The sequence below is a fragment of the Leptospira kemamanensis genome (genome assembly GCF_004769665.1).
GTDB classification, from domain to species: domain Bacteria; phylum Spirochaetota; class Leptospiria; order Leptospirales; family Leptospiraceae; genus Leptospira_A; species Leptospira_A kemamanensis.
In genome coordinates, this window is sequence record NZ_RQGG01000019.1 from 1 (window position 1) to 26,902 (window position 26,902).

Sequence of the window (26,902 nt, forward strand, 5' to 3'; positions counted from 1 at the left end):
ACCTTTCGTTAGGATTGTTGTCACGCTACGTTGTATATTGTAAAAGTTCCCTTCGGTACACTTCGTTACTCAGGGTCCAAGATTATGAACCTCGCCAGTGTTTGGTGGGGTTTTTTTATACCCTGTAATTGGTTTGTTTTGGTAACGACTACGGCCTTTGTCGGTGAGGATGGGGTTCTTGTGGGTAGTTGGAAAGAGAAACAATTATGCGACATATTGCGTGCGTGAATTCACAAACCCCCACCTGAGTTAGGCCATGCGGGGAGTGGCTCGTGGGCAAGTGGCACTTTCCCCTCTAACACAAAACCTTTCTTTCGGAAAGAACCTTCCCAGAATCACAAAAAATCCTTTGGAAAAAGTTCACAGTTTCGATTAAGGTTAGAAATTGTTTCAAGAGCCGTGGTTTAGCTTTTCAGTTAGAAACATTGATTCCATGAATGGATTGGAAATTACAAGTTACTACATGGAATTCCAAATGCCTTTTAGGATCAATGGTTTCATTGGAGGAGATTTTTTTTAATGTAAATCTCCTCCAATGAAACGGAAGGTACTATTGATCTATTTTTTCTGATGATCTAATTCGCCTTTGATTCTTTCCCCTTCTTTAATGATTTTTTCATATCGTTTGGGTTCTATTTTTGCGATCAATTCACGTTCGTAATAGGTATTTCGATTTTTAAATCTTTGGGTCATTTGTCCCCCTGACGTGTCCTCTTCATTCAGTGTAATGTTTAGAGTACATCCTTTTTTTTCTACTTCCTGTGCGACTATGGTAAGACTTTTTTTCACTCGGCTGGATCCAAAGGAATCATCTCTCCACTCGGAATTGACAGTAAAGGAGGTTTGGCCGCTAGGAGAATCTGGCAAAAAGAATTTTTCCCGATTCATGTAAGATTTCACTTCTGGCCAAATTTTGACGCAGGTTTTTTCATATACATATTGGTTGAATTGAGTGTCTCGATACTCAGCCTCCCTTTTTTCGCCAGCTGATTTACAGAAGACCATTCCGCTAATGATCACGGAACAGAATAAATAATAGGAAATTTTTTTGAGTTGTTTCATAGAGTATACCCTTTGTTTTTTTGGATCGTGTTCTATTCGTTTGATTGGGAAGAGTCAATATTTTTTTTTCGTAGGAAAATTTGAATGATTCCAAGATCAGAGGGGAGGGATTTCTATTGAAATTTGAATTTACAGGAACCAACTATGCATGTTAGGTTGCCCGGTATGTTCCAAATTAAGTTTATCTCGATTTTCCTTTTGTTCCTTTTTATGAGCCAATGCCGTTCGCTCGAAACCAAAGATCCTTTTTTTAACTCACCTAGCCAGGAGAACCTTTCAGCCGATTTTAAAATCAATTTAGTCGAATTAGGTTTTTATCGAAAAGTCGGTGCAGATTGGTGGGGAGAAGATTTTTATGTGGCTAATTTCGAGGTTACCAATCTGAGTAAAAATTTCCGTTTTTTTAATATATGCGATGAAAAACTTCCTGAATCCTATTTTGAATACTCCGCAAGAAAATCAAATTTTGGAAGGCATTTTGAAACTTCACCTGCGAGATTTGAAAAGGCTGATTTTGTTTCGGGATTTCCTGACATGAAGTTACTCGTTGAAGTTTCTGATCCAAACAATGTAGCAAATGCGATGTATGCAGGAAAACCTGTATTCCCGAAAGTAAATGGAAATGTATATGCTGCTGCGATGACTGCATGTCATTACGGGATTCCTATGTCTAGAGATACTGATGCTGGGGAAACAACTACAGGATGGATCGGACAAAATGGCGGAAAAGGTACAATCCGTGCGATTTTTTCCGTTCCTGCTGGTGCTAAGTTATTACGGTTTGAACAATCAAAATTTTACAAAGCGAATTTAGAGAGATTTGTAAAAGAAAAATAAAATCGTAAAAGAAGTCTAATGGATGTTTCCATTAGACTTCTCTGTGTTTGAATCAATAGAATCCAATCTTGAATTCAAAATATTTATTTAGCGATGGGAATGGTAAACCATTCTGTTCCTTCTAAATCCAATTTAGTTTCTTTTTCAATTTCTGCTTTCAACTCTGGTGTTTGTACAATTTCTTGAAACCCGGAATATCCAGAAGTATCTGGCACTCCACCACCTAGTAATGCGGATGCGATCGCTCCTGCTACTTTAATACCGAGGCTCGTTTTAAAACTTCCCACGATAGATTCTCCTACATTGTCCATGTCTGGATCTTGTTCTAAAGGAGTACCGTTGTATGCAATTCGATACTTTCCTAAAACCAATACTTGATTTGGTTTCACAGTGAATTTGGATTTTTCAAGATTTGCCCGATCGAACACATGATAGAAATTCGCTTCTGGTTGGTTTTGGTTTCCTTTTTGGTGGATGTGGGCACCAACGAATGCATATTCGCCTGGCTCAATATTCAAATAATATAATCTTGTTTGAGATGCAAAATTAGATTCCATTAATTGGAGTTCACTGATTTTCTTTTTGGTTTTATCAAGTTTCACAAGCCAAACTCTTTGGGCACTTTGATCTCCAAATAGAAGTTTCGGAATTCCCATTTCAAATACAATTGCCGAAGATTTATTCGGATAATTAGGTAAAATTTCTGGTTTCGAACGACAATTGAATAGGGTAACTGCGAGGGCGAGGGTAATAAATATTCTCATTTCTTTCCTGTGAATTTGAATTTGGATTAAAGGAAACTAATCAAGGTTAAATCGTCAATGAAAATATCAATAGATTTATCCTATTATTTGTTAGATGGAGTGTTGCCCAGGAGAATGAACTCAAAATCGATTTTTGTCTGAAACAACTTGGTTTCGTCCTCTTTCTTTTGCGATATATAAATACTCATCTGCTTTATTGATGACAGTTTCTGGATTCTCGTCTGGAGATTTTAGGAGGGAGATTCCAACACTTGTGGAACATTGTAATTGTTTCCCTTTGATGGCAAAGGAAAGGGATTGGAAGGTAGTGCGAATTTTTTCAGCAACGACGATGGCTCCATCAAGTTCCGTATTGGGTAAAAGGACAAGGAATTCTTCTCCTCCCCATCTTGCTGGAAAATCTTGTTTGCGAAGCGAAGTTTTTAAGACACCCGCAAATTCAACTAAAACAAGATCACCAATTTCGTGCCCATAATTGTCGTTGATTGATTTAAAAAGATCTAAATCAAATAATAGAAATGCAATGGGATAAGGGCTCTGACTGCGATGTTGTCTTGCGATTTCAATTTCTAAATTGGTAAAAAATGAGCGTCGATTGGATATTCCTGTCAATGGATCTGTCATCGCAATTGCTAATAATTTTTCATTTAAATTCGTAAGTGAGAAAAATAATTTAGAAACAATTTGATTTACGATAAATGCACTTCCACCGAGCAAAAGGGAAGAGATGAATATACTGAGTAGAGTTGGTTTCACGGCTGGCATAATGATATTTACCAAAGGTAACACTTCATAATATACCAAGAAGCCCATGGCACTGAATAATACGGATGCTAAAAACGCATTATAAATTCCGTAATTTCGATCAAGAGACATGCTACTCAAAGCAATCGAACCTAAATAACCTAAGATAAAAAAAGATGTGATATGACCTGTGCCATAAGCAAGAACTGTTAACCAAATCAAATCAAAGGTTGCAGGTATGTATCCACTCCACCAAAGATCCTTTTCTATTAAAATTTCAAAATGAATGAGTAGAAACCATGTAATCGCAAATAAGAGGTGAACCATTCCAATGGCAACAATCCAAGGGAGTTGAAATTGATAAAAAATCACAACCATCACGAGAGTGTAAACACAACGTGCTAAATTGGCGGTTTGGAATTTTTCGGGCTCGGATGGGACGGAGATAGATTTTACGTTGGTAGTCAGTGGAAGGTGTTCTTTATTTTTGTTCATGGAAATGATGTGAAGACCAGTTTAGATTCTGTATCATTTTGAGGATTCATCCGAATGGAATTTCGACTGTCCAGTTAAGGGTTCCGAGAACAGATTTCGAATCATTCCTGGAAAATACAGAAATCAGAAAATTTGATTCCGTCAATGAAATAAATTCTAAACTTGGAATGCCAGCCGCGATACCCATCAAAATGAGTGACGGTAGAGGAAGCACTGTGATCTTTTAAATGATGGTTTAAATTCATTAATACATTCCCTTTCATAATGAAGAAAGGGAGAAGTTCTTTTGAAAAACGATATCCGACTACCATTTTCCCTGAATCATAAAAAAAAGGGACACCGCGACTTGACCGTTCTTCCGTGTTAGGTGACACAGGTTTAATTTGTTTTCGTAAAAGGGATAATGCGCATCCTTCTGGTTTTGAGTAAACTTTTTAGATAGGATTCGATCGTCCCCTTTAGATCCAGAACTAACATTCTTACAGCAATTCAATAATAATCTCTTTTCTTAAGATTCTATACTCTATGTTCTCTCTCGAATTGTATTTCTAAAAAAATGCCAATCGATGATCAGCACTAATAAGGAAACAATCGTCAGTCCGAGTGCCCAGAAAAAAGAAAGATAGTCGGAGAGCACTCCAAAACCAGGAATTCCCGGTTGTGCATTTCGAATCGCAGGTAAAACTAATATCAGTAAGGCGAACAAAAATAACTCGGAGACATGGATTTCTTTCTGGTATAAGAGAATTCAGGTGGTGATTAAAATTGTGGTAAGGCCAATGCAAAACATAGTGACCATTATAAATACGGAGACAAATTGATTGCTTTTGGTTCTCTCTACTTGGATGAGTCGATCTACATTTCCTGTATTTCGGTCAGTCCAAAAGTCTTCAACGGATTTATCGAAAAACTCCAGTTTGTAACTTGCGATCGGTGATTGCATATTTAATACAATGGGTATGCCAGTGAATTCTAAATCGGAAACCTTCTTTAAGAAACCTAAACTGAGAGTGGATTGAAACTGATCAAAAGGATAGTCAGTGACAGTACCTACCAATGGTAACGTGATTAAAATTTTGCGAATCGGTTGTTTTGCTTTGAAACTAAATTCTTCGTTACTACTATAAGAAATTAATCTAAGATCTTCCTTTGGTGTATCGGATCTTCGATTTAAACTTAAGTCTTCTGCTAAATAGATTCTGAGTTCTACTTTTGCTTCTCTTTTGTCAATTTCAATCGATCTTACATCTGCATGGATGACGGATGTTTTGACGTGATCGATGTCAACATCAGTGAAAGAAGCGAAATCAGATTTGTCTTTTATGAAATATCTAACACTCGAGATATAACTCCCAACAATCAAAACTAAAATTAAAAATATAAGTTGGAATCTGTTGGAGGATATTAATTTTTTAAACGATGTCATGATAAATTGGTCCACGCAAGGGAAATTAAAGTGAAAAGTGCGAGGAAGAAGATGAATCCATAAAAATAGATTTGGAATGTATATACTCGAATGATTCCTTCAAATGCAATGGTTAAATCATCGATCGTGAGGATATCCTTTTCGGACGCTGTTTTAAAAAGGATGGAAACACGAATCGTAATATAACCCAAAAAGATTTGTAACAAACCTTCAAATATATTTCCATAATTGTCTTGGATCGTGATTAAACCACCAATGAGGTAAATGACACCTAGGATCACTAAAATTTTTCCAAACAAACTCATGCGATTTGAGAGTTTATTTAGAATCCGGTTGATGTTGCTTTCAGATGTTTGTTGTTCCATTATTCCTTTTCCTTTTCTAATCTTTTGCAAGCTTGGACAAGTCCTTGGCCATTATTACATGCTAAGTCTAAATATTTGATTCCTTCATTTCGATCACCTAATAATAAGTTTGCTCTTCCAATCGAATAAGAATTTTGGTGGGATACAACCATATCCTTTTGTTCTGCATAAACTTCACTGTTTTCTGCTTCCAAATGATATTGCCTTGCCTTCTCATAATTTCCAGCAAGCAAGTAACTATCACCTAAATAGGATAAGAGGCGATATGTAGGAGTAAACTTTTCTTTGCAATTTTCTAAAAGTTTGGTTCCCTTGACGGAGTCTTCGTAATATGCGTAATTAAAACCGTATTCGATACAATAATCGATGCTATCTGGTTCTTTTTCGGCAGCCAATTCAAAACTTTTTAGCATCTTAGGAGTTAAACTTTCTTTCCATTGGTCATAATAACTTAAACCCAAAACGTAATCGTATAAACCTATGTCGTTTTTCTTTTGTGCTAACTCAGTTCTAAGTGTTTCAATTCGTTTAAGTTGGTCTTTTCGATAAGAAGGTGAATGTACCCAATATTCAAATAAACTATGTTTGGAAAGTAGGTTGTCTCCTTTTTCGTGGGTTTCTAAACTTCTTTGGATTAAGGTGTATGCTTCGCTATCCATTGCATATTTTGAATCAGGAAAATTAGATGAGTTCCTTAATTTTACAAGTGCAAGTCCAATGAAACATTCTTCGCGATCCGATTGAATCGAAATACAAGTTTTATATGATTCTTCTGCGTTTGCAAAATCATTTGCATACAATCGTAAATTACCTTCTAAAATGAAAAATTCAGCAGTCCTTGGATCTGAATTAAAGGATGAACTTTCCATACCAATGGCAATATTATAATAACTGAGGGCTTTATCATATTTTTCGTTCCAAATTTTGGAATATAAATTGTAATCATTTTCCCAAAACTTAAAAATCATTTCATCCAATTGAAACAATTCAAGACCCATACGGACATGAGATTCAAATATTTTGTTTTGGAATGCAAAGTTTCCTGTAACGTCGTTTTCAAAACCTTTGGTAAAATATTGAATCGCTAACTCAGGATTTTTTTCGAACTCTAAATAAAAAAGTCCGAGTTCCCAATTTTCTCTCACCAAACTTGGAGTCACTTCGATTTGTTTTAGTAGTTTGGATTCATATGATTTTTTTTGAATGAGTAATCCCAAATCTTTGGCCCATCCAATTTTATCGAATACTCCGAAGGAATGTTTTAAATCTAAATTACCAAGATTCAAAAATACCAAAAGGAAGGCAAATATCGCCTCTAAAAAAAGAATGCGGATGTGTTTATAATCTTTGCTAAGAATTCTAAGTCCAAGTTTCATTCGTATCTCCTAATTTCCTATGATGGATTGTGCACTCACTTCTTCTACTTTCCCTAAGGATTTTAAAGTTTGGCGATTCACTTTTTTCGTATCGCCAATCAACGAAATTTGAAACGCTCCAGTTTCATTGATTTTTTTGATAAAATGAATGAAGTCCTTCCAGTTTGTTTCTCTAATGGAATCGTAAATCAAAAAATCTAAATCTTCTTTGATTCCTAGTCGTTCTGAACGAATGAATTCATCAATTAAGTATCGATTGGATTTTGAAATTGTATTGGTAACATTGATTGCGGATACTTTCGCTTCCTCAAATCTGCTTTCCGTAATGTTTTGAGACGTAAGACTCGATTTTGCATCAGACAAACAGTTTTTGAGTTTGTCTGCTTGGCAAGATAGATTGACCATCCAAAGGATAGGATCCTCTTTCCATTCTGGATAATTTAGATACACATCGGCCGCATACGCATTTCCCGTTTGTTCTCTCATTGCCATAAAAAAGGGTGATGAGAGTCCATCGTATAAAAAGTTGTAAATGCTGACATATGGGTATATTTTATGATCTTTGTGATCAACTGTGGCAAAAAAGTTTAGTTCTGCATGTGGTCTTTTGCGATCGAGTACAAAAAAATTAGTTTCGTGATTGGGTCTATATTTCTTTTTAGAAAACGAGTTTGTGTCAATTGGATTAGTTCGATTTAAATATTCATTAAATACATTTGTTTCTAATGTTTTAAAATCGATATTGCCATAATAAGTAATTTTTGACTTGTATTTGAGTAAGTCACCTAACAAGTCGATTGCTTGCGAGGATTTAAAAGTTTTGATGTCAGTTGGATTTGCGTAATAAAAACGAAGGCTATTTTTCCCAAATAAAGCATATTGATGTAATGCCAAGTCTAAAGACAATTCATCTTCTTTTTTGTTTTCTAAACGAAGGAGATAATCATTCACTAAATTTTCCCAAACTTCTTTCGAAGAATTTACGGACTTAATTGAGTGTTCCAATAAGCGAAAGGAAGCAATGAATTGTTCGTCTTCACCTTCCATACTGATTTCGAGTGCTTCCCCATTGGTTTGGATGGAAAGAGAACTTCCTAAGAGATAAAATTTAGTGGAGAGTGCATTGGCCGTGTATAAATCGGTGCCAAGGTGTTTCCAATAATCGATGGAAATGTCTAAATAAGGGCTGATCCATGCTCCATTTTCGATGATCATCTTAAATTTGAATAATGAATTTTCCTTATTCTTTTGGTAGATGAACTGGTTTCCATTTGTATACTGTTTCGACTGTAATTGATCGAAATCCGCAAATGTAGGTGTCAGTAATTCAGAAGGTTCTGTAGAAAATTCTTTTTTGAATTTTGATTCTTCTTCTTTGCTAAACTCTAATTTGGAAATGATTGGTTTTGTAATGAACGTATAATTTGCATTTCCTTGTTTGGTTGCGAAGGATACAAGATTTCCCTTAACATACGTTTTGACAAATTCACTTAAATCCTCTTTTGAGATTTGATTGATGAATTGGAATTTCTCTTGTAACTTTTTGAAATCCCAATTTGCCAAAAACATTTCTGAGATTTCATTTAATCGAAAATCATTGTCGTCTTTGTATTTGATCGTGTTTATTTTTTCATTTTTTTGAATGGATTGGAGTAATTCATCGGTGAATTCTTTGTTTCCAATTTTTTGAATGGCAGAAAGAATTTCTGATTTTGTTTCACTCAAGGAAGTGGTTTTTGTTGGTTCGATCCAAATGTTTAATAGTAAATAGTCTTTCCATTCTGTGATTGAGGTGGATACAGAACTTGCTTTTTGTGAATAGTATAAACTTTCGTCTAACAAACCATTGTATCGATTCGAAAGAAGAAGTGAAAAAACATTTAATTCGGCAACAGTTTTTGGCGAAGTTTTTGGAAGTTTGATTCCAAATAAATAAATTTTCTTTTTTGAAGGAACCAAAATCTCTTTTGTCATTTCGAGTGGTATGTGTTTTGGAATTTCAAAATTAGTTTTTTGTTCTTTTTTTGGCATCGTTCCAAATGTTCTTTTGATTTCTTCTATCACTTCGTCTGGATTCAAATTCCCTGACATACAAATGGCGATTTGATTCGGAACGTAATGTTTTTGGAAAAATTCATGAATTTTTTTGATCGATGGGTTTTTTAAATCTTCATCAGTTCCAATGGGAGTTTTGGTTCCATAGGGATGATTTGGAAACATGATCTGATAGTATTGTTTGAACAAATTCGAGCGGAAGTCAGTGACACGAAGATTTCGTTCCTCAAACACGGATTCCAGTTCTGTATGAAAGGTGCGGAATATCGGTTCGCGGAATCGTTCCCATTCCAATTGGATATAATTTTTAATTTGGTTCGATGGAACTGTTGCTACATAGTAAGTTCTGTCATGGGAAGTAAAGGCATTGGATTCGGTGATGCCCATTTTGCCTTGGATTCTCGAAAACTCATTGGGAATCACAAATCGACTCGCTTCCAATGAAAGTTGATCTATCTTTTCATAAATTGTTTTGCGTTTGCCTTCTCCTTTGGTTTGTCTGTATGTTTCATACAAAGTTTCGATTTGATCTAAGAATGGTTTTTCGTTTGCATAATCGATAGTTCCAATGTTCTTCGTTCCCTTAAACATCAAATGTTCTAAATAATGAGCAAGTCCTGTTGCATCTTCTGGATCATCTGCAGATCCTACATTGACAAGGATGGAAGTTTTGATGGTAGATTCTTTGGGATTTTGGCTTAAATAAACGGACAATCCGTTTTCTAAATGGTATTCGAGCACAGGAAAAGGTTCTGAGAATAAAGCCAAGAATGTATTGCAGTGTAGCTGCAATACTGACAAACATAAAAGGAAGATTTGAAATTGTCTGGAAGAGGAAACCATTGAGAATTTAAAAATGTTCCGTGTTACGATTTTCTTGCAAGAAAAATCTAATGATTGACCATTTAACATAGTATATATTTTTAAAGGCTGTTAGGGGATTCAAAATGAGTAATGAAGAGAATTGGAAAGGTTTAAAAGGGTGGTTGGTCCTTGTGGGAATAGGGCTTATTATTTTCCCTGCACGTTTGGCACAACAATCTGTACCTTTGTTTTACAATATGTTTACCGATGGAAGTTTTGAATATTTAACAACTCCAGGTACAGAATCGTACCACCCACTATGGAAACCACTTTTACTCTTTGAAGCCTCTTACAATGCTCTTCTATTTATTGGTAGTTTGTTTTTACTGTATTTGTTCTTTGCCAAACACCATTTTTTCCCGAAAGGGTATGTAATATTTTTATTTTTACCTCTTCTCATTTTGCCTTTGGACCTTTGGCTTGCTTCCCTGATTCCAATGGGAGAAGATGCGTTGGACCCAGCATCCTTAAAGGAATTAGCGCGATCTGTTGTGGCTGCTTTGATTTGGATTCCCTATATGTTTGTATCCAAACGTGTCAAAGCTACGTTCGTGAATGGAAAATCGCAACCACAACAGGAACCACAACAAAATCCAGGTCCCAATTTTGTAGAATCAAAAAAGGAAGAAGGATCTCTCTGAATCGAGATCTTGGATCGATACTTCCTTTTCGAAAACTTAGGAATCGATCCGATTCCTTTCTTCGTTAAGGATGGCTCCTAACAATAGAGGGATCACAAGAAATGCATTGATTCCGCCGTGTACAAAGACCATGTTTGATTGGTGAATGTGGTAGATTGGTGCCGAGGGGAAAAACTCGTTTCCAAAAGCAAGTCCAAGAGAAATCAAAACTGCAAATCCACTGATACCTAAAAAAATTTTGGAGAGATTGTGTTTGGGATCCATCACTCGATATAAGTAAAGGACTAGAGTTGGAAATAAGACAACATATCCAATCACTCCGATTTTTTTGAACAATCCGAATTGGTAAATCCCAATGGCGATGAAAAAAAAGAGAGATACAATCATTCCAATAAATACAATGAGTAGATTCATGTGATTGTGTTTGATCGCTAAATAACAAAGACCTGATAAGAGGTACCATCCAATAAAACATCCATGAATGGCTGCATAATAACTCCAAGTTTCATCATATCCCAATAAACGAAAATCATTCGTTCCAGAGACAATCCATGTCGCTGAGACCAAACTAAAGAAAAATGGAATCGTTCCTAACCAATGTTTGTTTTGGAAAAGGTCAGTTTTGTGGAGATGAAGATACAAATAGAGGCCATATCCACAAAAGAAAAACCATACAATGGAAAACATTCTTTGGAAACCTGAGATGGAAATCAGAACAGAGGTAAAAGAGAGGATATGGATCCACTGATATGATTTTGAATTTTTCAAAAAGAAATGATTGCTTAACAGCGGAGCAATTATATAACCAAAACAAATGACAATGGATAAAAAATGGTTTGTTTCCATAGAATCTATCCTTTAGGAATCAGATGGCAGACCAAACACAAGAAATATTTAGTTTTCATTCTTTTCCCGTGCCATTGTATCAAATCCCTTGGTATTTGTTTGGAAATCGATTTTTTCGTAAAAGTAGAGGGTTAATTCATTCGGAATGTTTGATTCCCATGTTGTTAGGTGAATCTTTGTTTTCTTGGAAACGATACCGGATTCAGGAAGTCGTTGTGTTTGCTTTATGGAACTCTGAAAAAGATTTAAATGATTTTCTAGAAAAACACAAACAAGGCCAGATCAAGAAAGGTTGGCATCTTCGTTTGCGAATGTATAGAAGGTGGGGATCGATCAGTGAATTCAGTTTGGCAAGAGTGATTGATCGCATCTCCAAGCCCGATTCCACTACCGTTGCAATTACTCTTGCTCGTTTAAAACTCAAAGAATTGTTTCGTTTTACAAAGTGGGGAAAACCAGTCGAAACACAAGTGCGAAATCATCCTGGAAAACAAAAGGCGTTTGCAGCCTTTCGCCCTCCGCGCCATTTTTTAACCTTTAGTGTTTGGGATACAGAAGCTGACATGATTCAGATGGTTCAGGGAAAAAATCCCAATCGAGATGGATCCGAACATAAAGAAGCAATGGAGGAAAGAAGCAAAAAGGATTTTCATTTTGAGTTTACAACCCTTCGATTTGAGATCGTGGGTGGAAGTGGATTTGTGGTTCACGAATAGGCAACGCCGAGTGGAATGCCAACAAAAACTTGGAAGAATCGATACCAAGGATTCATTTGATCACAGTTTCTTACTTTATCTAGGTACCGACAACTTGGAAACCATGCAGAGAGCTTTGGATTAGATTTCAATCGGGAACAAAAACGATTGTTTCCATTTTTGTTCCCGAAACGATCATTGTTACATCTTTTGATATTCCAATAACAATACTTTAGATTCATATTCTTTGCAATATACAAGTTCCAATCTTTGGTCACTTTGAATTGATTCGAATAAAGGAACACCACATGCAATCACCATCGGATTTACCTTAAGGAAAATGCGATCAATTTCATTTTTCTCCCAAAGAAATCCTGCTAGTTTTCCTCCTCCGCATAAATAAATATGCTTAGTATCGTTTTTGGCACGTAACTCCTGTAAGGTGTCCAATATTTCCCTTGTCCGTAGGATATGAATCTCTTCTCCATAATGGTTTTTTTCTAGGCTATCACTCACTAGGTAATGATCCATCCAAGGGTATGCTTTTTTTCCTGGGACAAGACCAAATTGAAATCCACATTCATAGGTATTTTTACCCATTAGAACATCTGAATATTGGAGTAAACCCTTTGCATACGCAGTGGCATGATCACCTTCTGCGATAAAGAGGTCTGTGTTTGTACGATGGCTATCGATATAACCATTGATGGAAGTGGCTACGTAATAATGTATCTCTCTCATAAATCACCTGATAAGAATTAAATAAAGATTGTTCGTAATTGAATTAGAACAAGTGTTTGGGATTTGGTGGGTTAAGAGTGTGAGATTACCATTGTCATTCGCAAGAAAGAACTTTCTTCTATCTGCCTCGTCAGTCGAAATTCAACATAACAAGGATTAAGATTTTGTAAATTTATTTTTAAGTTTTGAGGCGTAAACCTTTCGATTTTTATTTCTTGGAAGACTGCTCTGACTCAATCGGTGGACAACAAATGGCCACCAATTCTTCTAAATGTTCTAAAATGTTTCTGAACTTTTGAATCGCCACTCTGGGATTTAGTTCGTAATATACGTGTTTTCCAGATTTTTCCCGTTCTAAAATTCCAACTTCTTGTAAAATTGAAAGATGTCTCGAAATGACAGATCGATCAATTGTTAAATTCTTTGTTAATTCGGAAATGTCTGCCTTTCCAGAGCGAATCACTTGTTTTAAGACCTCTATACGACTCGGCTCTGCTAATGCTGATAAAAATTTTGAGTCTAAAACAAAATTGAGTGTTTCGATCGCTGACTCTTTTTTTTTCTCCGATTGCACTCGATGTTTCGCCACCATCCTTCAAAGCTAAATTGCGAAAAAAAAGGGTCTAGTCTTTTTCTTTTTTTTACTGGACATATTCATTACAAGAATTATATGTGCATTGATGTGCAAATATGCACACGAAGGAAGGGAGTGTTGAGTATGGATTTAAGGGACTTAAGTTTGGTGTTTTTGGTATTGTTTGCTGTGTTTGCTTTTTTTGATGGAATCGTTTTGCATCTTTGGAAATATAAACTTTACCGATTCAAAGATACCATTTATGAGCACAAATTGCATACTGTTAGGGCAATTATTTTTCCGATCATTCTTATTGGATTTTTTCAATATGAATTAACTGGATTATTGTATTTAATTGTAGTGCTGTTAGGTTCTTTGGATTGGATCATTCAGATTTTAGATATGTGGGAAGAAAAGAATGCAAGAACTCGATTTGGAGGATTGAGTTCCTTAGAATATATTTTGCATGTGACACTAACCTCGCTTCATACATCAATGTTTTTATTATATTTAATCTCGAAACAAGATGGTTCCCTATCATTTCAAATCACAGAAATCCAAGTTGCACATCAAAACTTTCATTTCGTTGCAATGAACTTACTTCCTGGTGCAATTTTTGTTGCCCTGTTGCATATCGGATTATGCCATCCATACTTTCGAGACACTGAAAATTTTAGTGGAACGCAAGTGAAACTAGAGAATTGAAATCTATCGATTCAACAGCTTGGATCGATTTAAAAGAAATTAAACTTGATTGAAAATTGAGTCGGAGGTGCTGGTTGTTGCCTGATGATAGCAACAACCGAAGAGATTAATTTCCTGAAAGTTTTTGAGCTTCTTCACATTCCGGGATGGAGACTTTTTCTTTGGCTCCTTTGAATGTATCACAAGTCAGTTTTCCAAAGGCACTGATACATTTTTCAAATGCTTCCACTTGTTCCGCTGTCACTTCCCGTTTTTCTTCGATTCGTTTTTTTTCTGCTTCTTTCATTTTCTCATCAAAGAATGTGATGCAACTTTCTTCGGATTGCATAAAGGGAGGAATCATATTGCGGTAAGCAGGAGGAATTTTTGCAAACTCATCCTTTGTGCATTCGATTGTTTTGGAACACATTGTCTTTTGGAATTGTGGAACTAGTTCTTTGAGTTTCGCTTCTGGTGATTGTGTCAGTTTGTTACAATACCCAAGTGACAAAAGGATCGTAACAAGTGCTAACGTTTGTGATGTTTTGGTCATAAAAACCTCTAGATGGTAGAATTTGACCAAACTTACAAAATTTCTGAGGATTCGGAAAGAAATATTTGTAAATCTGGTTTTGTTCTTTAAAATCAATCTAAGATTTTTTGTTTCGATCTAAAAGAGTACGAAGTGCTCCCGTGGACCAAAGAGCCCATAAAATCAAAACTGGTTGGAAAAATAAACGAATGAGTCTCTTCTCATCTGTATCTAGACCAAAAGCACTGATACCATTTGTGTATTGAGAAATATTCCCAGGGAAAATTAAAATGAAAAAAAGAGCGAGTAGGAGACCCACTTTGATTCTTTCTTTTGCCCAAAATAAAAGGGAAAGTCCAAATGCAATTTCGACGATACCCGAAGACAAAACCACAAAATCCATAAACATAGGATCTTGAGGTAACCATCTAGGAACCTGAGCTAAAAATTCTTGTCTTTGGAATGTTAGGTGGCCAATTCCCGCCAGTGTCATAAATAGACCCAAAATGATTCTGAATACGTTTTGTAATCGATTTGTTTGCATTTTTTTTCTCCAAGGATTTAGACAATTTTTTCGATTGCGATATCAGAAAATTGGCGTTTAAAGAATGTTACTCTAAAAATTCAATGGAGAGCAATGTGACATCGTCTTCAAATTTCTCAGAAGATTGGTGTTCTTTGGCCATTTCGAGAAGTTCTTTTAAGGCAGTTTCCTTTTTCCAAAGTTCTTTATCCTTTGCCCAAAGGGAGAAACCCGAATCGCGAAATAAAGTTTGGTCTTTCGAACGAACATCAAAGAGTCCATCTGTAAACAAAAAGAGTTTATCACCCTTTCGAAAGGTTAGGCTTTCGCTACTACCTTCCCAATCTGAAAGAATCCCCAAAGGTTTTCCTGATCCAGTCAAATGTTTCAATTCTGATTGAGATCCTAAATAAATATCTTCGTGACCAGCCTTTGCATAATGGACCGTCTTTTGGTTGTGATCTGCGATGGCGACCACTGCGGTCACAAATAAACCGGCTGTATTTCCATACAGATAAGAATTGATTTCTTGTAAACAAAGGGATGGATTTGTTTTGGTTAGGTTTGGCAATTGTAATACAAAATGTAAGATGGCAGCTACCATTCCCGCTGCAAATCCATGACCAGAAACATCCGCCAAAAAGAAAAATGTTTTGTTGTCTGGTAAAGTTTGGATTATATAATAATCCCCTGCAATACCATCACTCGGAATGAATTCCAATTCCAACTTGATCTTATCTGAGTTGTAATTTGGATCGGGAATCAATTTTTTTTGGATGCGAATCCCTCTCGCTAATTCTTCTTTTAAATAAAACTCTTTTTCCACTAAACGAAATGCATTACGGATCACACTTAAGAGTTCTGATTCTAAAAATGGTTTTGCTAAATAAAAATCTGCTCCTTCCCCATGTAATGTTTGTCTTGTGGTCGCATCGGCTTTTGCGGTCAGTAAGATCACGGGTGTAGAGTGAAATTGTTCTCGTTTTCGAATCTCCTGAATCAAATCAAGACCACTGAGTTTTGGCATCATGAGGTCAGTTATCACTAAATCGGGCTCTTCCTTTAAAACGGCATCTAGTCCCGCTTGTCCATCTTCGGAAACTAACACATGATAACCCTCTCTGGTAAGGATGGCTCCTAAATAGGATCGTAAATCTGGGTTGTCTTCAACGACTAAGACTTTATAGTTGTGTGTTGGGATATCCTTTTCTAACAGAGGGATTTGTTTTTCTGCATCATCTGGAATGTATTCATGTTGGAATAAAAGATTTTTTTTCTCCTTCCATTCTGATGTATCCGCTAGCGGAATTTCGGTAAGGATGGGAAGAGTGAAGAAAAAATGAGAACCCTTACCAGATTCACTTTCGACACCTACCTTACCACCGTGAAGTTCTACTAACTCTTTGACAAGGGCAAGACCGAGTCCTGTCCCTTCTTGTTCACGGGTTAGGGACGCTTCACTGATTCCAAATCGAGAAAACAATCGTTTCATTTGGCTTTCCTGCATTCCGATTCCGGTATCGAAAATGGAAACAACTGCTTCCTTGTCTTTTGTCTGCAAAACCAAACGGATTGTTCCTCCGACATCGGTGAACTTGATGGAATTGGATAAGTAATTAAAAATACATTTGTCCAATTGTTCTGGATCAGCATTCACATAGATCGGTTTGTCTTCTATGACTACTTCAAAGTGGATGTTCTTTCTTTTTACATAGGCTGTAAAATTTTCTGCGACGAGGGAAAGAAACTCACCCAAAGGAAGGGGAGTTCTTTTCAGTTCCATTCGACCAGAAGTGATTTTTTGTAAGTCTAGGAGTTGGTTCACTAAACGTGTAAGTCTACGTCCTTGGTTGACTATGACTTTGACTTCTGATGGATTTAAGCCTTCTTTTCGTAGTAAGGCAGATTCGGATGGCCCTGAAATTAACGTTAACGGGGTTCGGAGTTCGTGAGATATGTTTTGAAAAAAAGCAGTTTGCGCTTTGTTCTCTCGTTCTAACGAATCTTCGGCACTATTGGCAGCCAACGTAAAGTAATAAGCAAAACCTGCGTGAAAGAGAGTGGAAAAAATAATATTGGAAACATTGATGAAGGCAAGAAAATCTTCTCCCCAAACATAGATAGGAGGGTGGGTCATGGAATCAAAATAGGTAGCAGCAAAGAGTAAACATCCAATGACAATGCTCCCAAATTTCAGGAAGGTTTTCCCTGGAGGCAAAAGGAAAATCCCTGTTGCAAATAACATCATGTAATACTGGTAACCAGCACCCCAGCCAAAAAAGTACGTTGCGGTGAGAGCGTGTAAAAATACCTCGAGAAAACATAAATACAAAGAAGTGAATAAATACTTCTTACGATTGATCCAAATGGTGAAGGCAAACCATAGTACACTTCCTAGGTTAAACCATGCCATTTCTGGTGCTCCCACGATCCAAAAGAAAAATATAAAGGTAAAGTGGATGAGTCCAGCTAACACATAAATGGAATTAGTTGCGACAAAATACCTTTGGTATCGAAGCTCCACACCGTCTGGTGCCTGAAATAAGGAGCGAACAAAGGTTAAAAATTGGATCATGTTGGGAAAAAAGAATCAGAAAGTCAGAGAAAAGTCAAGAAATCCAGTAGATCCTTTCACGAAATAAAACGTTTCTCTCCGTGTAAGAACCTACAAATTTTTTTGTACCACCTGCTATCTAAAAGGTAGAAAAAGAGAAAATTTTTTCAAAAGAAAATGAACGAAAAAAACTTCGTATATGTCTGATCTTCAATGGATGGTTTCTTTTTAGAATGAGCCCATATGTATGATCCGATTCATCTCATCCAAAGCTTTTGATTTACTGTTTTTGATTACGATACTCCTTTTTCTCATTTCTCTACCAATTGAATCGCAAGAAAAGGGAAGGAGTTCGATGAAAAATGAGAAATCTATAAAGGAAGAAACATTGGATGAAATTACCGAAGATGAGATTTCCATTGAAATCACACACGAGATATCCAATGATTTTGTTTGGCGAGGCCAGAGTTTTTCCGGAGATTATATATCGAGAAGAGACAATCTTCCTTATAAAAGTTTTTCAAAAGCATATACATATGTTCCTGTTGCAAGAGTCAGTCATAAGAACGGTTTTTTCTTTGAGTTAGAAGCTAATATCGCTCTTAAAGGCCGATCTGATCGTGATTCTGACCAAAGAATTCAATCTTATCCTGGCGGAAATGCGATAGATATAAATCGATGGACAAGTCAATTTTTGGAAAATCCGGTAGATAAGTCCAATTTTTATGATCCAGCTAACTCTGTTTATTCGGAAAAATGTGATCCATCTTCTCCGAATGATTCGTTTTTGAATCCATGTGCCATCAATCCAACACAAATCAAAACATATGCAGAAAGAAATGGAATGGCACGAACCGATGGTCTTTTTACAACATTTGCTTATGAAATGGAAACCAAACGCTTTGGAACCTTCACAGTAGGATCATGGTAGTACTTTAAAAAAGATAGTTCGGCTCAAAATACATGGAATGAATATTTTATTTGGTGGGAGTTACCTTGGTTCAAACAAATTTTAAATCCGACAATACAATCGTTCAAACAAACATCTGCAAACAGAAAAGCAGGGTATTCAAACCAATACTCTTCTTTTTCGATAGGTCATCATTTTTTAAAAGAAAAGGAATTTTCCATTGAATGGACTTCTAACATCGGCTATGTATGGGTGAATAATCTTGATTCACAGAAATCAGGTTTAAACGATATAACATCAACAATCAAGTTCTTATGGAATCAATACTTCCTATCTTTCAATCATGCTCATAGACCTGAGATTGATTTATACGATAATGATAAAATTTATTTTTTAAATTCTGAAACAAACAGTAGAGTGACTAACCTTTCCGAAAGGGATGGCGTCATCACTGATCCTTCTTTATTGTATGGAATTTCCAATGAATGGAAAAGTCGAATGATCGACCAATTCGATTCTTCTGAATTGATTCAAGATTGGGCCAAAACTAAAATCCAAAGTCAGAGGATTCCCCGAAATTTATTTTGGATTGGAATTGGAGTGAGCCAAACATTCTAAAATCGAATTTGCTCTCACGACTTACAATTACATGTGAATGGAATCGAGAGTAATGTGTTCACATCAATAACTGGCACCCGTTTCTAAGTCCAGTTTGACTATCCCTGAACGGTAACGATTTGCTACTCCAGGAATTGATCCTACTACATATATGGCTTGGTCTTTTAGCATCACTTCATACACATTGGTTCCAGAGCTCAACTTTGGATCCCAAGCAGTTAATGCGAAAGTACTTCGATTGATACTCATGATTCCAACGCGACTGAGTCCACCGAAGTTTTCGATATTTCCACCAAAGAATATTTGTTTTTCGTTTTGAACTGCCGAACGCATAAATTGACCGTTATTGGAAAAACTTCCAGAGGGAGTAACGGAAGTGAGATCTGGGATGTTATAAATTGAAAATCCATTCGCTATATAAGGCGCTGTTGTTGAATATTGGCCTGTCATTATCAAACGATTGTCAGAGATAAAGCCAGAATAGGCCGAAAAGTTATTATCAAATGTGTCAGTATGAGTTCGAATGAATCCACCAGTGATGGGATTTAGGCTCGCTAGGTACGTTGCAGCATTGGGGATAGAGGTAAACTGACCTATTGCATACAGTTCATTGTTATAGAACTGAAGCGAACGTACCTCTCCACTTGGATTGGGAAGAAAACTGGAATCAGGTGCTCCTGTAATGGCATCGATTTTTGCTAACCGGTTATAGGGGATAGTATTGATATTCTGGAATGTTCCCCCTACATAGATCGATTGATCCACAACTAACATCGTTTCGACGGATCCATTTGAGAATACGGGATTCCAATCTAACAGGGAATAGGTATTTAAATCGATAGCAGCACTTGAGTTTCGAGTTGTTCCGAGAATGGTCGTGAAAGTCCCTGTTAGATAGAGTGTCGCATTATGAATGGTTAATTTGTTTACAACAGAATCAGGATTTGGATCCCAAGGAGTGGGGATTCCTGTTTCTAAATCAATTTCTGCTAAATATTTTTTATTTTGTGTATCAATCGCACCAAAACCACCTCCTAAAAAGATGACATTGTCTTTGAAGGGGATGGCTACCCCTAGTGCTGATGTGTTGGTATTTAAAAATTTAGGATCAAACGAAGTCACTTCATCGGTGATTAAGTCCAATTGGAAAAAATGATTTCTAGAGATCGATCGAACCGTTTCAAAGAAACCAAAAGCAAAAAGTTTGTCATCAATGACTGACAATTTGTATACAGCTTGAACACCTCCTCCTATCGAATAATCGGAATCCAAAAGATTTCCAGTCAGATCTGTTTTCAACATACCGAGACGTGGGCTGCTGATTTCACCTGCGACAATTAATTGATCATTGTAAATTACTAAATCTTCAACTGAAAATCCAACGATGCCCAACGTATTAAAGTAAGGGAGAAGAGTATTATCGGAAAGATTTATGGCAGCGAGTCTTGATCTACTGTCTAATCCCGCAGTTGAAAAATAACCGCCAAAGTATAAAACTCCATTGTGAATCGCTAACGCATTAACACCTCCGTTTGTATTCATTGTAGGATAAAAAGTGGTACCATTGTCTTTGTGGAGTTTGCCTAAATTACCAGCTCCATTGGCGTTAACTGCGGTAAAATCTCCACCGATATAAATGAAAGTTCCGTCTGTCACTATTGATTTGACATTACTTCCTGAAATATTTGGATTCCAGTCATCCAATTGTCCAGTCACAGCATTAAACGAGGCAACATGGCTTCTGTTTGTGGCAACTGGCACATTGGTAATAGGTCCTAAGGCTGATTGAAAACTTCCTGAAATAAAAATCCTGCCTTCAAGATACAGTATATCATAATAGAATGCTCCTATATTGTTTAAATTGGCATTAAAATTTTGATCGAGTTGGCAGTTTGGATTGATTTTGGCAAGATAACGTCTGGAAACTCCTTGGATATGTGAGAAATTTCCCAAGATGAATAAATTTCCGTCCGGATCTTTGACGGCATGATTGATGGAGCCTGCTGTATTGGAAGAATCATCAAATACATCTAACTGTGGACAATAGGTAGAACCAATTGGTTTGGCTGAATCTTTCCAAACAAAGGCTCCTCCACCAGTTGCGACTGCAAGTTGTGTAAATGTTCCCGCGATGATCATCTTTCCTTGGTGAATGGCAGCGGAGAAAATTCCTGAGGAGGAACCGGCATCAAAGACACCGTAATTTAAAAAACTTGTTTGGATTCGATCTAGGTAGGGAATACAACTGGGGGAACGATCGTTGATTGCATTTTTCACAACGAGTAATTCGAAGAACGATCGGGAACTTGGGTCACAACCATTATTCAGACTTGGTGGTTTGCAAGCAGTCAACGTGAGAAAAAGGAACCAAACAAATGCAAAAGAGAGGAATGATTTCATATAACCAAAGGTTAGACAGTCATAGAAATTCTCGAGTGAAATTCCTTTTTCAAAATGTATTGAAAAAGAGAATGGAATGTTTCATTAGAACTTATCCGTAATTTTGAGAAGAATCAAATGCCATCACAATGTTTGTATTTAATTTGTGGTTCTAATAACTACATTCAAACAGAGTGATGGTCGATGAAAATGTTTACGATGATATTAATCTGCTTTTAGCGATTTTTTTTCGGATCCGCTTGCATCTAAACATTTTTTCTTACCGGAGGCACTGCAGTTACCTGAGTATCCTGTGATGTTGCCACAATCATTTCCTGAGTTTGCCTTACAAATGCTTTGAGCTTGTTGTCTTGCAGCGTTGTTGTTTCCGTCGATACAAACAGTGATTTCTTTGTTTTTGCTAAATCCAAAACATTTAGCAGACAATGGAATCAAAATACCTGTGAAAAGAAAAAGAGAAAAGAGTAGGGTTAGTTTTTTCATCGTTACCTCGGGGGAAAGGGATTCTATTTTTTTTGTTTTTGACAAGTTATTTTTTTTTTGAATTGATCATTTGTTTTTTTAGCAAACAAAATCTTGGATGGTTGGAAATTGATGGATAGGATCCATATTTTTTTTGTAACGTTTCTGGAGGCAATGTGATGAACAGATTTATAGTTTTCCTGTTTTCTTTTCTTTTGCTATTTCATTCTTTGGAAGCCGTCGACGAAGGAACAAAATCCAAAGCAGAAACTTTATACAACAAAAAAGATTATTTAGGAGCCTTTCGCATTTCTGAATCGATCCTGAAGTCAGATCCAAAAGATATTTATGGACTGCGTTTGCGATTCAACTCCTCGACTGGTCTTGCCAGTCAAAAAGGAAAGTGGCCACTCATGTGTAATCAGAGTGCAAAAGAACTTGTCAATCTTCTACCCGAAGAAGAGGTAACAAGTTTTGTCACTGCTATCTGGTGTTTGAACCATGGCAGTCATTATGCAGAGATTGTATCCCTAGTTCCAAAAGTCATCCCACAAGCAAAAGAAAAAATCGGTGATGGGAATTATGGACTTCTCATCAATGTGATCACAGTCGCTTATTTGAAGTTAAATGAAAGAAAAATGGCGAGAGAAATCTTATTTACAGGAATCTCCCAACTATCTGGAAAAGAAGAGGTGATGCATACAGGTTATAATGTTGGCGAACTATTTTATGATGAAGATATCTCACTATCAGAACGAGAACGTTGGCATGAATTGTTTCAAAAGAATTTGTTTCCCGAGAAACTTTCCAATCCGCTGATTCCCTCGATCGCTTGGAATACATCGTTACTGACGGATGAATATGTAAGCCGAGGAAAATACAATTTTGCTTTTGATACCATTTCTCTTTTATATCCGGAAATGGATCCTCATGTGGCTTCGTATTGGAATTTTTTAAGAGACCAACTTTTGATTAAATACAAAGCACTTCAGTTTAAAACGAAAAAATTAAAAACAGAACCTCGTAGGAACCTAAAGATGGTCTTTTTAGTGGTTCCCAAAACAAGATTCAAACAACCACTGCCTTCTGCCTTAAAACGTTATGAATCTTTGGATGCAGATTTAACTGAGAAGGCACTCAATGATCTTTTATTAAGTTTTCAATACTTTCGAGATTCATTTGAATCCATCACTGATGGGATCCATTGGGAACATGAAGTCATTCATACCAATTCGGAAATCCAATCAACAAACTTCACTGACCAGTCGTTTCGTTTTGTGATGCAACCTTCCTTTGAATCCATTCAACCACAATTATCATCGGATGTTTTGGAAAAAATCAAAGCCAGTGATGGTGTGATTCTGGTTTGGCCTGGAACCAAACAACCAGAAGGTGTTCTTATCACCAATGGTGGAGGAACGGAATGGAATTATGGTACGGCAACGAATCCCGAAGTGAGACTCACGATTCTATCTGATTCTAATAAAAAAATTGCCGATGGGAATCATGCGAACCATCCCATTTTTATTTATCATGAACTGTTTCATGTGTTAGAGTGGGCCTATCATCAATCGAAATTTCCTAAAAATGACCATCCCTATTCACGAAGGAAAGATTGGCCAAAGGACTACGTTGGGAATACCGAATGGGACTTTTATGCAGAAACCTTTTTGAAACGGTTTATGGCGGAAGATCAGTTGGATCGTGTGTATTGGCTCGGTCGAAAAGAAGGCTTTTATGGGATAAAAGTCAAAGAAGAAAAAGGTAAGTAAACGGGAGCTCACTTGGGGCATAGTTCCATTCCGTTGTGCCCACAAACTGTTAGCTTTTGCATCGAATTGAGATCAGATTTTAAACTTTTACTTTACATTTTTTCAGGTCTCGTTTACGGTTTTCGGGGAATGGACCTCCTTCGCCTTACGTTTGTTTTTTTCTTCTTCTCGTTCTCCATTTTCGCAAATCCTAATACGTCTCGATTTTCAACGATTCTAAAAAATGATTTAGGTGAATATCCCCTTGGTTTCCATATGGAAATTTTGGAACTTCCTCCCTCCAAAGATTTGAGTTTCCAGGAAGTCCAAAAATCACCAAACTTTTACGAAAGTCGAACGATTTCACCAAACTTTGGTTTCACGAAAAATGTATATTGGGTTCGTTTTGAGCTGAAAAACACTTCACAAGAAAGGGATTGGTTCATTCACGTATCTTATCCGTTACTCGATAAAATAGATTTTTATGAGGCAAAAGAAAAAGATTGGAATCATATTGCGACAGGAGATTCCTATCCCTTTGAAAAACGCCCTTTAGAAGAAAAAAGTTTTATTTTTCCGATCAAACTGAGTCCCAAAAAAACAAATCTTTATTATTTTCGCTTTGAGAGTGAAGGTACAGTCCAATTTCCAATCACCGTATATTCACATGAACGATTTCTCAAATTAAAAGAGAAGGAAAATCTTTCTCTGGGAATCTATTACGGAATATTATTCGTATTAGTGATTTATAATCTTATACTTCTATTTATGTTAAAAGATTTAGGTTATTTGTATTATTTGTTATACATTAGTTTTTATGGTTTGTCTCAGTCTGTTTTGAATGGATTAGCCTTTCAAATCTTTTGGCCAAATTCCCCTCATTGGGCCAATATCAGTTTGCCTTTTGTGGGTGGGTTTTCTTTGTTTTGGGGATTACAATTTACGCGAAGTTTCTTAAACACAAAAAAAAATACACCTACTTGGGACAAAATCATTTTGAGTTTAATGGGTCTCATGTTACTTCTCATGTTGTCCTCGTTCGTATTTTCTTATTATATCAATATCTATTTGTTAGCATCACTCGTGATGTTATTTGCCATCGTCGTGTTCTTGGTCGCAGTTGTGTGTTGGGATAAAGGATACAAACCAGCAAGATACTTTTTAATCGCTTGGGTTGCTTTGTTATTTGGAGTCGGAATTTATTCCTTAAAAGGATTTGGCATTTTACCAGCCAACATTGTCACTGAATATGGATTACAAGCGGGATCTGCTATTGAGATGTGTTTACTTTCTTTGGGACTTGCTTACAAAATCAAGTTGGTCAATTCGGACAAAAACAAAGCCGAAAGAAGAATGGTGGCTTACAAATCCAAACTCCAAGAGGCAAAACTCGTTTCGAGTCGTTTGGAAGTGGAACTATTAAAAAATAACATCCATCCCCATTTTTTACTCAATTCGATCAACTCCACCATCATTTGGTTAGATGAAGATCCTGAAACGGCCAAACAACTATTATCTTCTTTGTCGGATGAATTAAGAGCGATTTTAAAATTATCCAATAAAAAAACAATTCCTATCAAGGAAGAGGTGGAAATTTGCAAACGATATTTAGAAATCATGAGTTTGCGAAAAGAAACAAAGTTTGAGTTTTTAACGGAAGGCATTGGGTTAAAAGATATCATTCCACCCATTGTTTTATTAACACTGGTGGAAAATGGGGTCACTCATGGTTACCAAGGAAAAAATGCGGGAAGTTTTGTTTTAAAGAAAAAAAAGGAAAAAAACAAAACCAGATATATTTTATTCAATGATGGACTTCCTACTACCAAATCAGATTCCTTAGGAACCGGTATCAAATACATCAAATCAAGATTACAAGAAGCATTCCCCAATAAGTGGGAATTTACTTCTCGATTGGTTTTGGGAGGTTGGGAAAACACCATTACCGTTTTGGAATAGATGCCACTGGCGTAATATAAGTGCCATTCGCACTTTTTTGAACGTTTACTTTGTTTTATCTGATATCTTGTGTTCCCTAAGGATAACAAGATGAAAAGAAATTCAAAATGGATCATATTACTTTTGGTATTAGTTTCCCTTCAAACGTTACAAGCACAGGGGAATGTAAAAAAAGAAGATAAACAAACTTCTGTCCCGCAATCTTCTCCCACACCGGCTAACCAAAGCCAAGAGGAGATTCAAAAAAGTAATGCGGAATTGGAAAAATATTATGCGAAACTCAAATACCCACCTGGTTTTTATGAAGGTGCGTTTCTCATTAGTTTTATGGGAGGTGGCACACTTGCTCCGAGTGGATCTTTTATCAGTCATGAAAAAAATTATGATAATGTATTACAATACAAGGTTGTCAATAAAGAGGTAAGCCAAGATTATTATAACCAAGGGAATATTCGAAACGAAGAAAATGGTTTGTATTTCAAACCAACCTATACGCCAGGAGTGGCATCTCAATTTGACTTTGAATATGGATGGAAAGAAAAAATTGGTTTAGGATTTACAGTGATGCAAAATTCTATGAAAGCAAAAAGGCAAGATGTCATCCCTGGAATCTCGTATTACAAAGAGTTTGTGGATCCATTTCCAAGGGAACGAACCATTTATCGCGGAAACTCCATGAGTTTTCTTGCAACTTACCATCCCATCCCTAGGAATTTTTTTGATCCTTACTTAACGGCAAGAGCTGGAGTTGTATCCTTTACGGGAGAAGCTCACTCAGGAATCACACATGATCGATTTGTATATAGTAACCAAATTACCAGTGGAATCGGAGGGATTGTGGGAGTTGGTGGTGGTTTGAATATCTATTTGGGTCGGTATTTTGGGATCAAAGCTGAGGTAGACTATTACCGTGAATTTTTAAAATCAGATCAGTTTTCGATGCGGACCTTAAATTCCTACCAAGCAATGGTGGGTGTGTTTGTGAACTTATCGAATGTCCAATACAAACTAGAACAATACTAAG

Annotated in this window: 24 protein-coding genes and 1 pseudogene; 9 read left to right on the forward strand and 16 right to left on the reverse strand. The window is 36.5% G+C overall.

Features of this window, described 5'->3' with window-relative positions; all coding sequences use genetic code 11:
* Positions 1-558 precede the first annotated feature (558 nt).
* Complete coding sequence (locus EHQ59_RS07595; RefSeq protein WP_135618923.1) at positions 559-1,062, reverse strand: hypothetical protein; 504 nt, start codon at positions 1,060-1,062, stop codon at positions 559-561.
* Between the two features lie 144 nt (positions 1,063-1,206).
* On the opposite strand from EHQ59_RS07595, the gene EHQ59_RS07600 reads away from it, so the two are divergent.
* Positions 1,207-1,899, forward strand: a complete 693-nt coding sequence (locus EHQ59_RS07600) for a hypothetical protein (protein WP_135618925.1) — start codon at positions 1,207-1,209, stop codon at positions 1,897-1,899.
* 83 nt (positions 1,900-1,982) lie between these two features.
* Here the strand turns inward: EHQ59_RS07600 and EHQ59_RS07605 are convergent, their stop codons facing one another.
* From EHQ59_RS07605 to EHQ59_RS07635, 7 genes and pseudogenes are all read right to left on the reverse strand, one after another.
* Entirely contained in the window at positions 1,983-2,663 is a 681-nt protein-coding gene (locus EHQ59_RS07605) for a hypothetical protein (RefSeq protein WP_135618927.1), read from the reverse strand.
* Between the two features lie 120 nt (positions 2,664-2,783).
* On the reverse strand, positions 2,784-3,902 hold the full coding sequence (locus EHQ59_RS07610; RefSeq protein WP_244245437.1) for a GGDEF domain-containing protein: 1,119 nt from the start codon (positions 3,900-3,902) through the stop codon (positions 2,784-2,786).
* A 101-nt stretch (positions 3,903-4,003) separates the two neighbouring features.
* On the reverse strand, positions 4,004-4,276 hold the full coding sequence (locus EHQ59_RS07615; protein WP_135618929.1) for a hypothetical protein: 273 nt from the start codon (positions 4,274-4,276) through the stop codon (positions 4,004-4,006).
* A 149-nt stretch (positions 4,277-4,425) separates the two neighbouring features.
* Positions 4,426-5,328 (reverse strand): annotated as a pseudogene (locus EHQ59_RS07620) (DUF4436 family protein).
* Positions 5,325-5,693: a hypothetical protein gene (locus tag EHQ59_RS07625; protein ID WP_135618931.1), complete on the reverse strand. Its 369-nt coding sequence runs from the start codon at positions 5,691-5,693 to the stop codon at positions 5,325-5,327. Before EHQ59_RS07625 ends, EHQ59_RS07620 begins: the two are co-directional and overlap by 4 nt.
* Positions 5,693-7,069, reverse strand: coding sequence for a tetratricopeptide repeat protein (locus tag EHQ59_RS07630; RefSeq protein WP_135618933.1), 1,377 nt, complete (start codon positions 7,067-7,069; stop codon positions 5,693-5,695). Before EHQ59_RS07630 ends, EHQ59_RS07625 begins: the two co-directional genes overlap by 1 nt.
* Before the next feature lie 9 nt (positions 7,070-7,078).
* The gene (locus tag EHQ59_RS07635; protein ID WP_244245438.1) at positions 7,079-9,892 is read right to left on the reverse strand and encodes a M16 family metallopeptidase; all 2,814 of its coding nucleotides are present in this window, start codon (positions 9,890-9,892) and stop codon (positions 7,079-7,081) included.
* A gap of 179 nt (positions 9,893-10,071) precedes the next feature.
* Here EHQ59_RS07635 and EHQ59_RS07640 point away from each other — a divergent pair, with 179 nt between their 5' ends.
* The gene (locus EHQ59_RS07640; protein WP_135618937.1) at positions 10,072-10,629 is read left to right on the forward strand and encodes a DUF2569 domain-containing protein; all 558 of its coding nucleotides are present in this window, start codon (positions 10,072-10,074) and stop codon (positions 10,627-10,629) included.
* Positions 10,630-10,665: 36 nt separating this feature from the next.
* On the opposite strand, the gene EHQ59_RS07645 is transcribed toward EHQ59_RS07640, so the two are convergent.
* On the reverse strand, positions 10,666-11,475 hold the full coding sequence (locus tag EHQ59_RS07645) for a hypothetical protein (RefSeq protein ID WP_135618939.1): 810 nt from the start codon (positions 11,473-11,475) through the stop codon (positions 10,666-10,668).
* Positions 11,476-11,498: 23 nt separating this feature from the next.
* Here EHQ59_RS07645 and EHQ59_RS07650 point away from each other — a divergent pair, with 23 nt between their 5' ends.
* On the forward strand, positions 11,499-12,191 hold the full coding sequence (locus tag EHQ59_RS07650) for a hypothetical protein (RefSeq protein ID WP_135618941.1): 693 nt from the start codon (positions 11,499-11,501) through the stop codon (positions 12,189-12,191).
* 180 nt (positions 12,192-12,371) lie between these two features.
* On the opposite strand, the gene EHQ59_RS07655 is transcribed toward EHQ59_RS07650, so the two are convergent.
* On the reverse strand, positions 12,372-12,911 hold the full coding sequence (locus EHQ59_RS07655; RefSeq protein WP_135618943.1) for a dihydrofolate reductase family protein: 540 nt from the start codon (positions 12,909-12,911) through the stop codon (positions 12,372-12,374).
* A 208-nt stretch (positions 12,912-13,119) separates the two neighbouring features.
* A complete protein-coding gene (locus EHQ59_RS07660; RefSeq protein ID WP_244245439.1) occupies positions 13,120-13,500 on the reverse strand; it encodes an ArsR/SmtB family transcription factor in 381 nt (126 codons plus the stop codon).
* A 129-nt stretch (positions 13,501-13,629) separates the two neighbouring features.
* Here EHQ59_RS07660 and EHQ59_RS07665 point away from each other — a divergent pair, with 129 nt between their 5' ends.
* A complete protein-coding gene (locus tag EHQ59_RS07665; RefSeq protein WP_135618947.1) occupies positions 13,630-14,190 on the forward strand; it encodes a hypothetical protein in 561 nt (186 codons plus the stop codon).
* Positions 14,191-14,296: 106 nt separating this feature from the next.
* Here the strand turns inward: EHQ59_RS07665 and EHQ59_RS07670 are convergent, their stop codons facing one another.
* The 3 genes from EHQ59_RS07670 to EHQ59_RS07680 all read right to left on the reverse strand — a co-directional run bounded on the left by EHQ59_RS07670 (position 14,297) and on the right by EHQ59_RS07680 (position 17,799).
* Positions 14,297-14,815, reverse strand: coding sequence for an LA_2478/LA_2722/LA_4182 family protein (locus EHQ59_RS07670; RefSeq protein ID WP_425270133.1), 519 nt, complete (start codon positions 14,813-14,815; stop codon positions 14,297-14,299).
* 4 nt (positions 14,816-14,819) lie between these two features.
* Positions 14,820-15,245 (reverse strand): DoxX family protein, encoded by a 426-nt coding sequence (locus EHQ59_RS07675; protein WP_135618952.1) that lies wholly within the window; start codon positions 15,243-15,245, stop codon positions 14,820-14,822.
* Between the two features lie 67 nt (positions 15,246-15,312).
* Positions 15,313-17,799 carry a SpoIIE family protein phosphatase gene (locus EHQ59_RS07680; RefSeq protein WP_135618954.1) on the reverse strand — a complete coding sequence of 829 codons (2,487 nt, stop codon included), beginning with the start codon at positions 17,797-17,799 and terminating at the stop codon, positions 15,313-15,315.
* 334 nt (positions 17,800-18,133) lie between these two features.
* On the opposite strand from EHQ59_RS07680, the gene EHQ59_RS07685 reads away from it, so the two are divergent.
* Entirely contained in the window at positions 18,134-18,709 is a 576-nt protein-coding gene (locus EHQ59_RS07685) for a hypothetical protein (RefSeq protein WP_135618957.1), read from the forward strand.
* A 231-nt stretch (positions 18,710-18,940) separates the two neighbouring features.
* Positions 18,941-19,306 carry a hypothetical protein gene (locus EHQ59_RS07690; RefSeq protein WP_135618959.1) on the forward strand — a complete coding sequence of 122 codons (366 nt, stop codon included), beginning with the start codon at positions 18,941-18,943 and terminating at the stop codon, positions 19,304-19,306.
* A gap of 63 nt (positions 19,307-19,369) precedes the next feature.
* Here the strand turns inward: EHQ59_RS07690 and EHQ59_RS07695 are convergent, their stop codons facing one another.
* Together EHQ59_RS07695 and EHQ59_RS07700 are read right to left on the reverse strand one after the other, a co-directional pair.
* Positions 19,370-21,706 carry a delta-60 repeat domain-containing protein gene (locus EHQ59_RS07695; RefSeq protein ID WP_135618961.1) on the reverse strand — a complete coding sequence of 779 codons (2,337 nt, stop codon included), beginning with the start codon at positions 21,704-21,706 and terminating at the stop codon, positions 19,370-19,372.
* Positions 21,707-21,910: 204 nt separating this feature from the next.
* Positions 21,911-22,189, reverse strand: a complete 279-nt coding sequence (locus EHQ59_RS07700; protein WP_135618963.1) for a hypothetical protein — start codon at positions 22,187-22,189, stop codon at positions 21,911-21,913.
* A gap of 158 nt (positions 22,190-22,347) precedes the next feature.
* Between EHQ59_RS07700 and EHQ59_RS07705 the strand changes: the two genes are divergently transcribed.
* From EHQ59_RS07705 to EHQ59_RS07715, 3 genes are all read left to right on the forward strand, one after another.
* Entirely contained in the window at positions 22,348-23,940 is a 1,593-nt protein-coding gene (locus tag EHQ59_RS07705) for a hypothetical protein (protein WP_135618966.1), read from the forward strand.
* Positions 23,941-24,195: 255 nt separating this feature from the next.
* A complete protein-coding gene (locus tag EHQ59_RS07710; protein WP_244245440.1) occupies positions 24,196-25,878 on the forward strand; it encodes a 7TM diverse intracellular signaling domain-containing protein in 1,683 nt (560 codons plus the stop codon).
* Between the two features lie 90 nt (positions 25,879-25,968).
* Entirely contained in the window at positions 25,969-26,901 is a 933-nt protein-coding gene (locus tag EHQ59_RS07715; RefSeq protein WP_135618970.1) for a hypothetical protein, read from the forward strand.
* The last annotated feature ends 1 nt before the right edge of the window (position 26,902 follow it).

Excerpts from the sequence above, each read along its gene's own strand:
- EHQ59_RS07710 (WP_244245440.1), top strand. The coding sequence starts at position 24,196 with ATGGAAATTTTGGAACTTCCTCCCTCCAAAGATTTGAGTTTCCAGGAA.
- EHQ59_RS07605 (WP_135618927.1), bottom strand. The coding sequence starts at position 2,663 with ATGAGAATATTTATTACCCTCGCCCTCGCAGTTACCCTATTCAATTGT.
- EHQ59_RS07645 (WP_135618939.1), bottom strand. The coding sequence starts at position 11,475 with ATGGAAACAAACCATTTTTTATCCATTGTCATTTGTTTTGGTTATATA.
- EHQ59_RS07610 (WP_244245437.1), bottom strand. The coding sequence starts at position 3,902 with ATGAACAAAAATAAAGAACACCTTCCACTGACTACCAACGTAAAATCT.
- EHQ59_RS07600 (WP_135618925.1), top strand. The coding sequence starts at position 1,207 with ATGCATGTTAGGTTGCCCGGTATGTTCCAAATTAAGTTTATCTCGATT.
- EHQ59_RS07595 (WP_135618923.1), bottom strand. The coding sequence starts at position 1,062 with ATGAAACAACTCAAAAAAATTTCCTATTATTTATTCTGTTCCGTGATC.
- EHQ59_RS07715 (WP_135618970.1), top strand. The coding sequence starts at position 25,969 with ATGAAAAGAAATTCAAAATGGATCATATTACTTTTGGTATTAGTTTCC.
- EHQ59_RS07695 (WP_135618961.1), bottom strand. The coding sequence starts at position 21,706 with ATGAAATCATTCCTCTCTTTTGCATTTGTTTGGTTCCTTTTTCTCACG.
- EHQ59_RS07650 (WP_135618941.1), top strand. The coding sequence starts at position 11,499 with ATGGCAGACCAAACACAAGAAATATTTAGTTTTCATTCTTTTCCCGTG.
- EHQ59_RS07705 (WP_135618966.1), top strand. The coding sequence starts at position 22,348 with ATGAACAGATTTATAGTTTTCCTGTTTTCTTTTCTTTTGCTATTTCAT.
- EHQ59_RS07655 (WP_135618943.1), bottom strand. The coding sequence starts at position 12,911 with ATGAGAGAGATACATTATTACGTAGCCACTTCCATCAATGGTTATATC.
- EHQ59_RS07640 (WP_135618937.1), top strand. The coding sequence starts at position 10,072 with ATGAGTAATGAAGAGAATTGGAAAGGTTTAAAAGGGTGGTTGGTCCTT.
- EHQ59_RS07675 (WP_135618952.1), bottom strand. The coding sequence starts at position 15,245 with ATGCAAACAAATCGATTACAAAACGTATTCAGAATCATTTTGGGTCTA.
- EHQ59_RS07665 (WP_135618947.1), top strand. The coding sequence starts at position 13,630 with ATGGATTTAAGGGACTTAAGTTTGGTGTTTTTGGTATTGTTTGCTGTG.
- EHQ59_RS07625 (WP_135618931.1), bottom strand. The coding sequence starts at position 5,693 with ATGGAACAACAAACATCTGAAAGCAACATCAACCGGATTCTAAATAAA.
- EHQ59_RS07680 (WP_135618954.1), bottom strand. The coding sequence starts at position 17,799 with ATGATCCAATTTTTAACCTTTGTTCGCTCCTTATTTCAGGCACCAGAC.
- EHQ59_RS07630 (WP_135618933.1), bottom strand. The coding sequence starts at position 7,069 with ATGAAACTTGGACTTAGAATTCTTAGCAAAGATTATAAACACATCCGC.
- EHQ59_RS07700 (WP_135618963.1), bottom strand. The coding sequence starts at position 22,189 with ATGAAAAAACTAACCCTACTCTTTTCTCTTTTTCTTTTCACAGGTATT.
- EHQ59_RS07685 (WP_135618957.1), top strand. The coding sequence starts at position 18,134 with ATGAAAAATGAGAAATCTATAAAGGAAGAAACATTGGATGAAATTACC.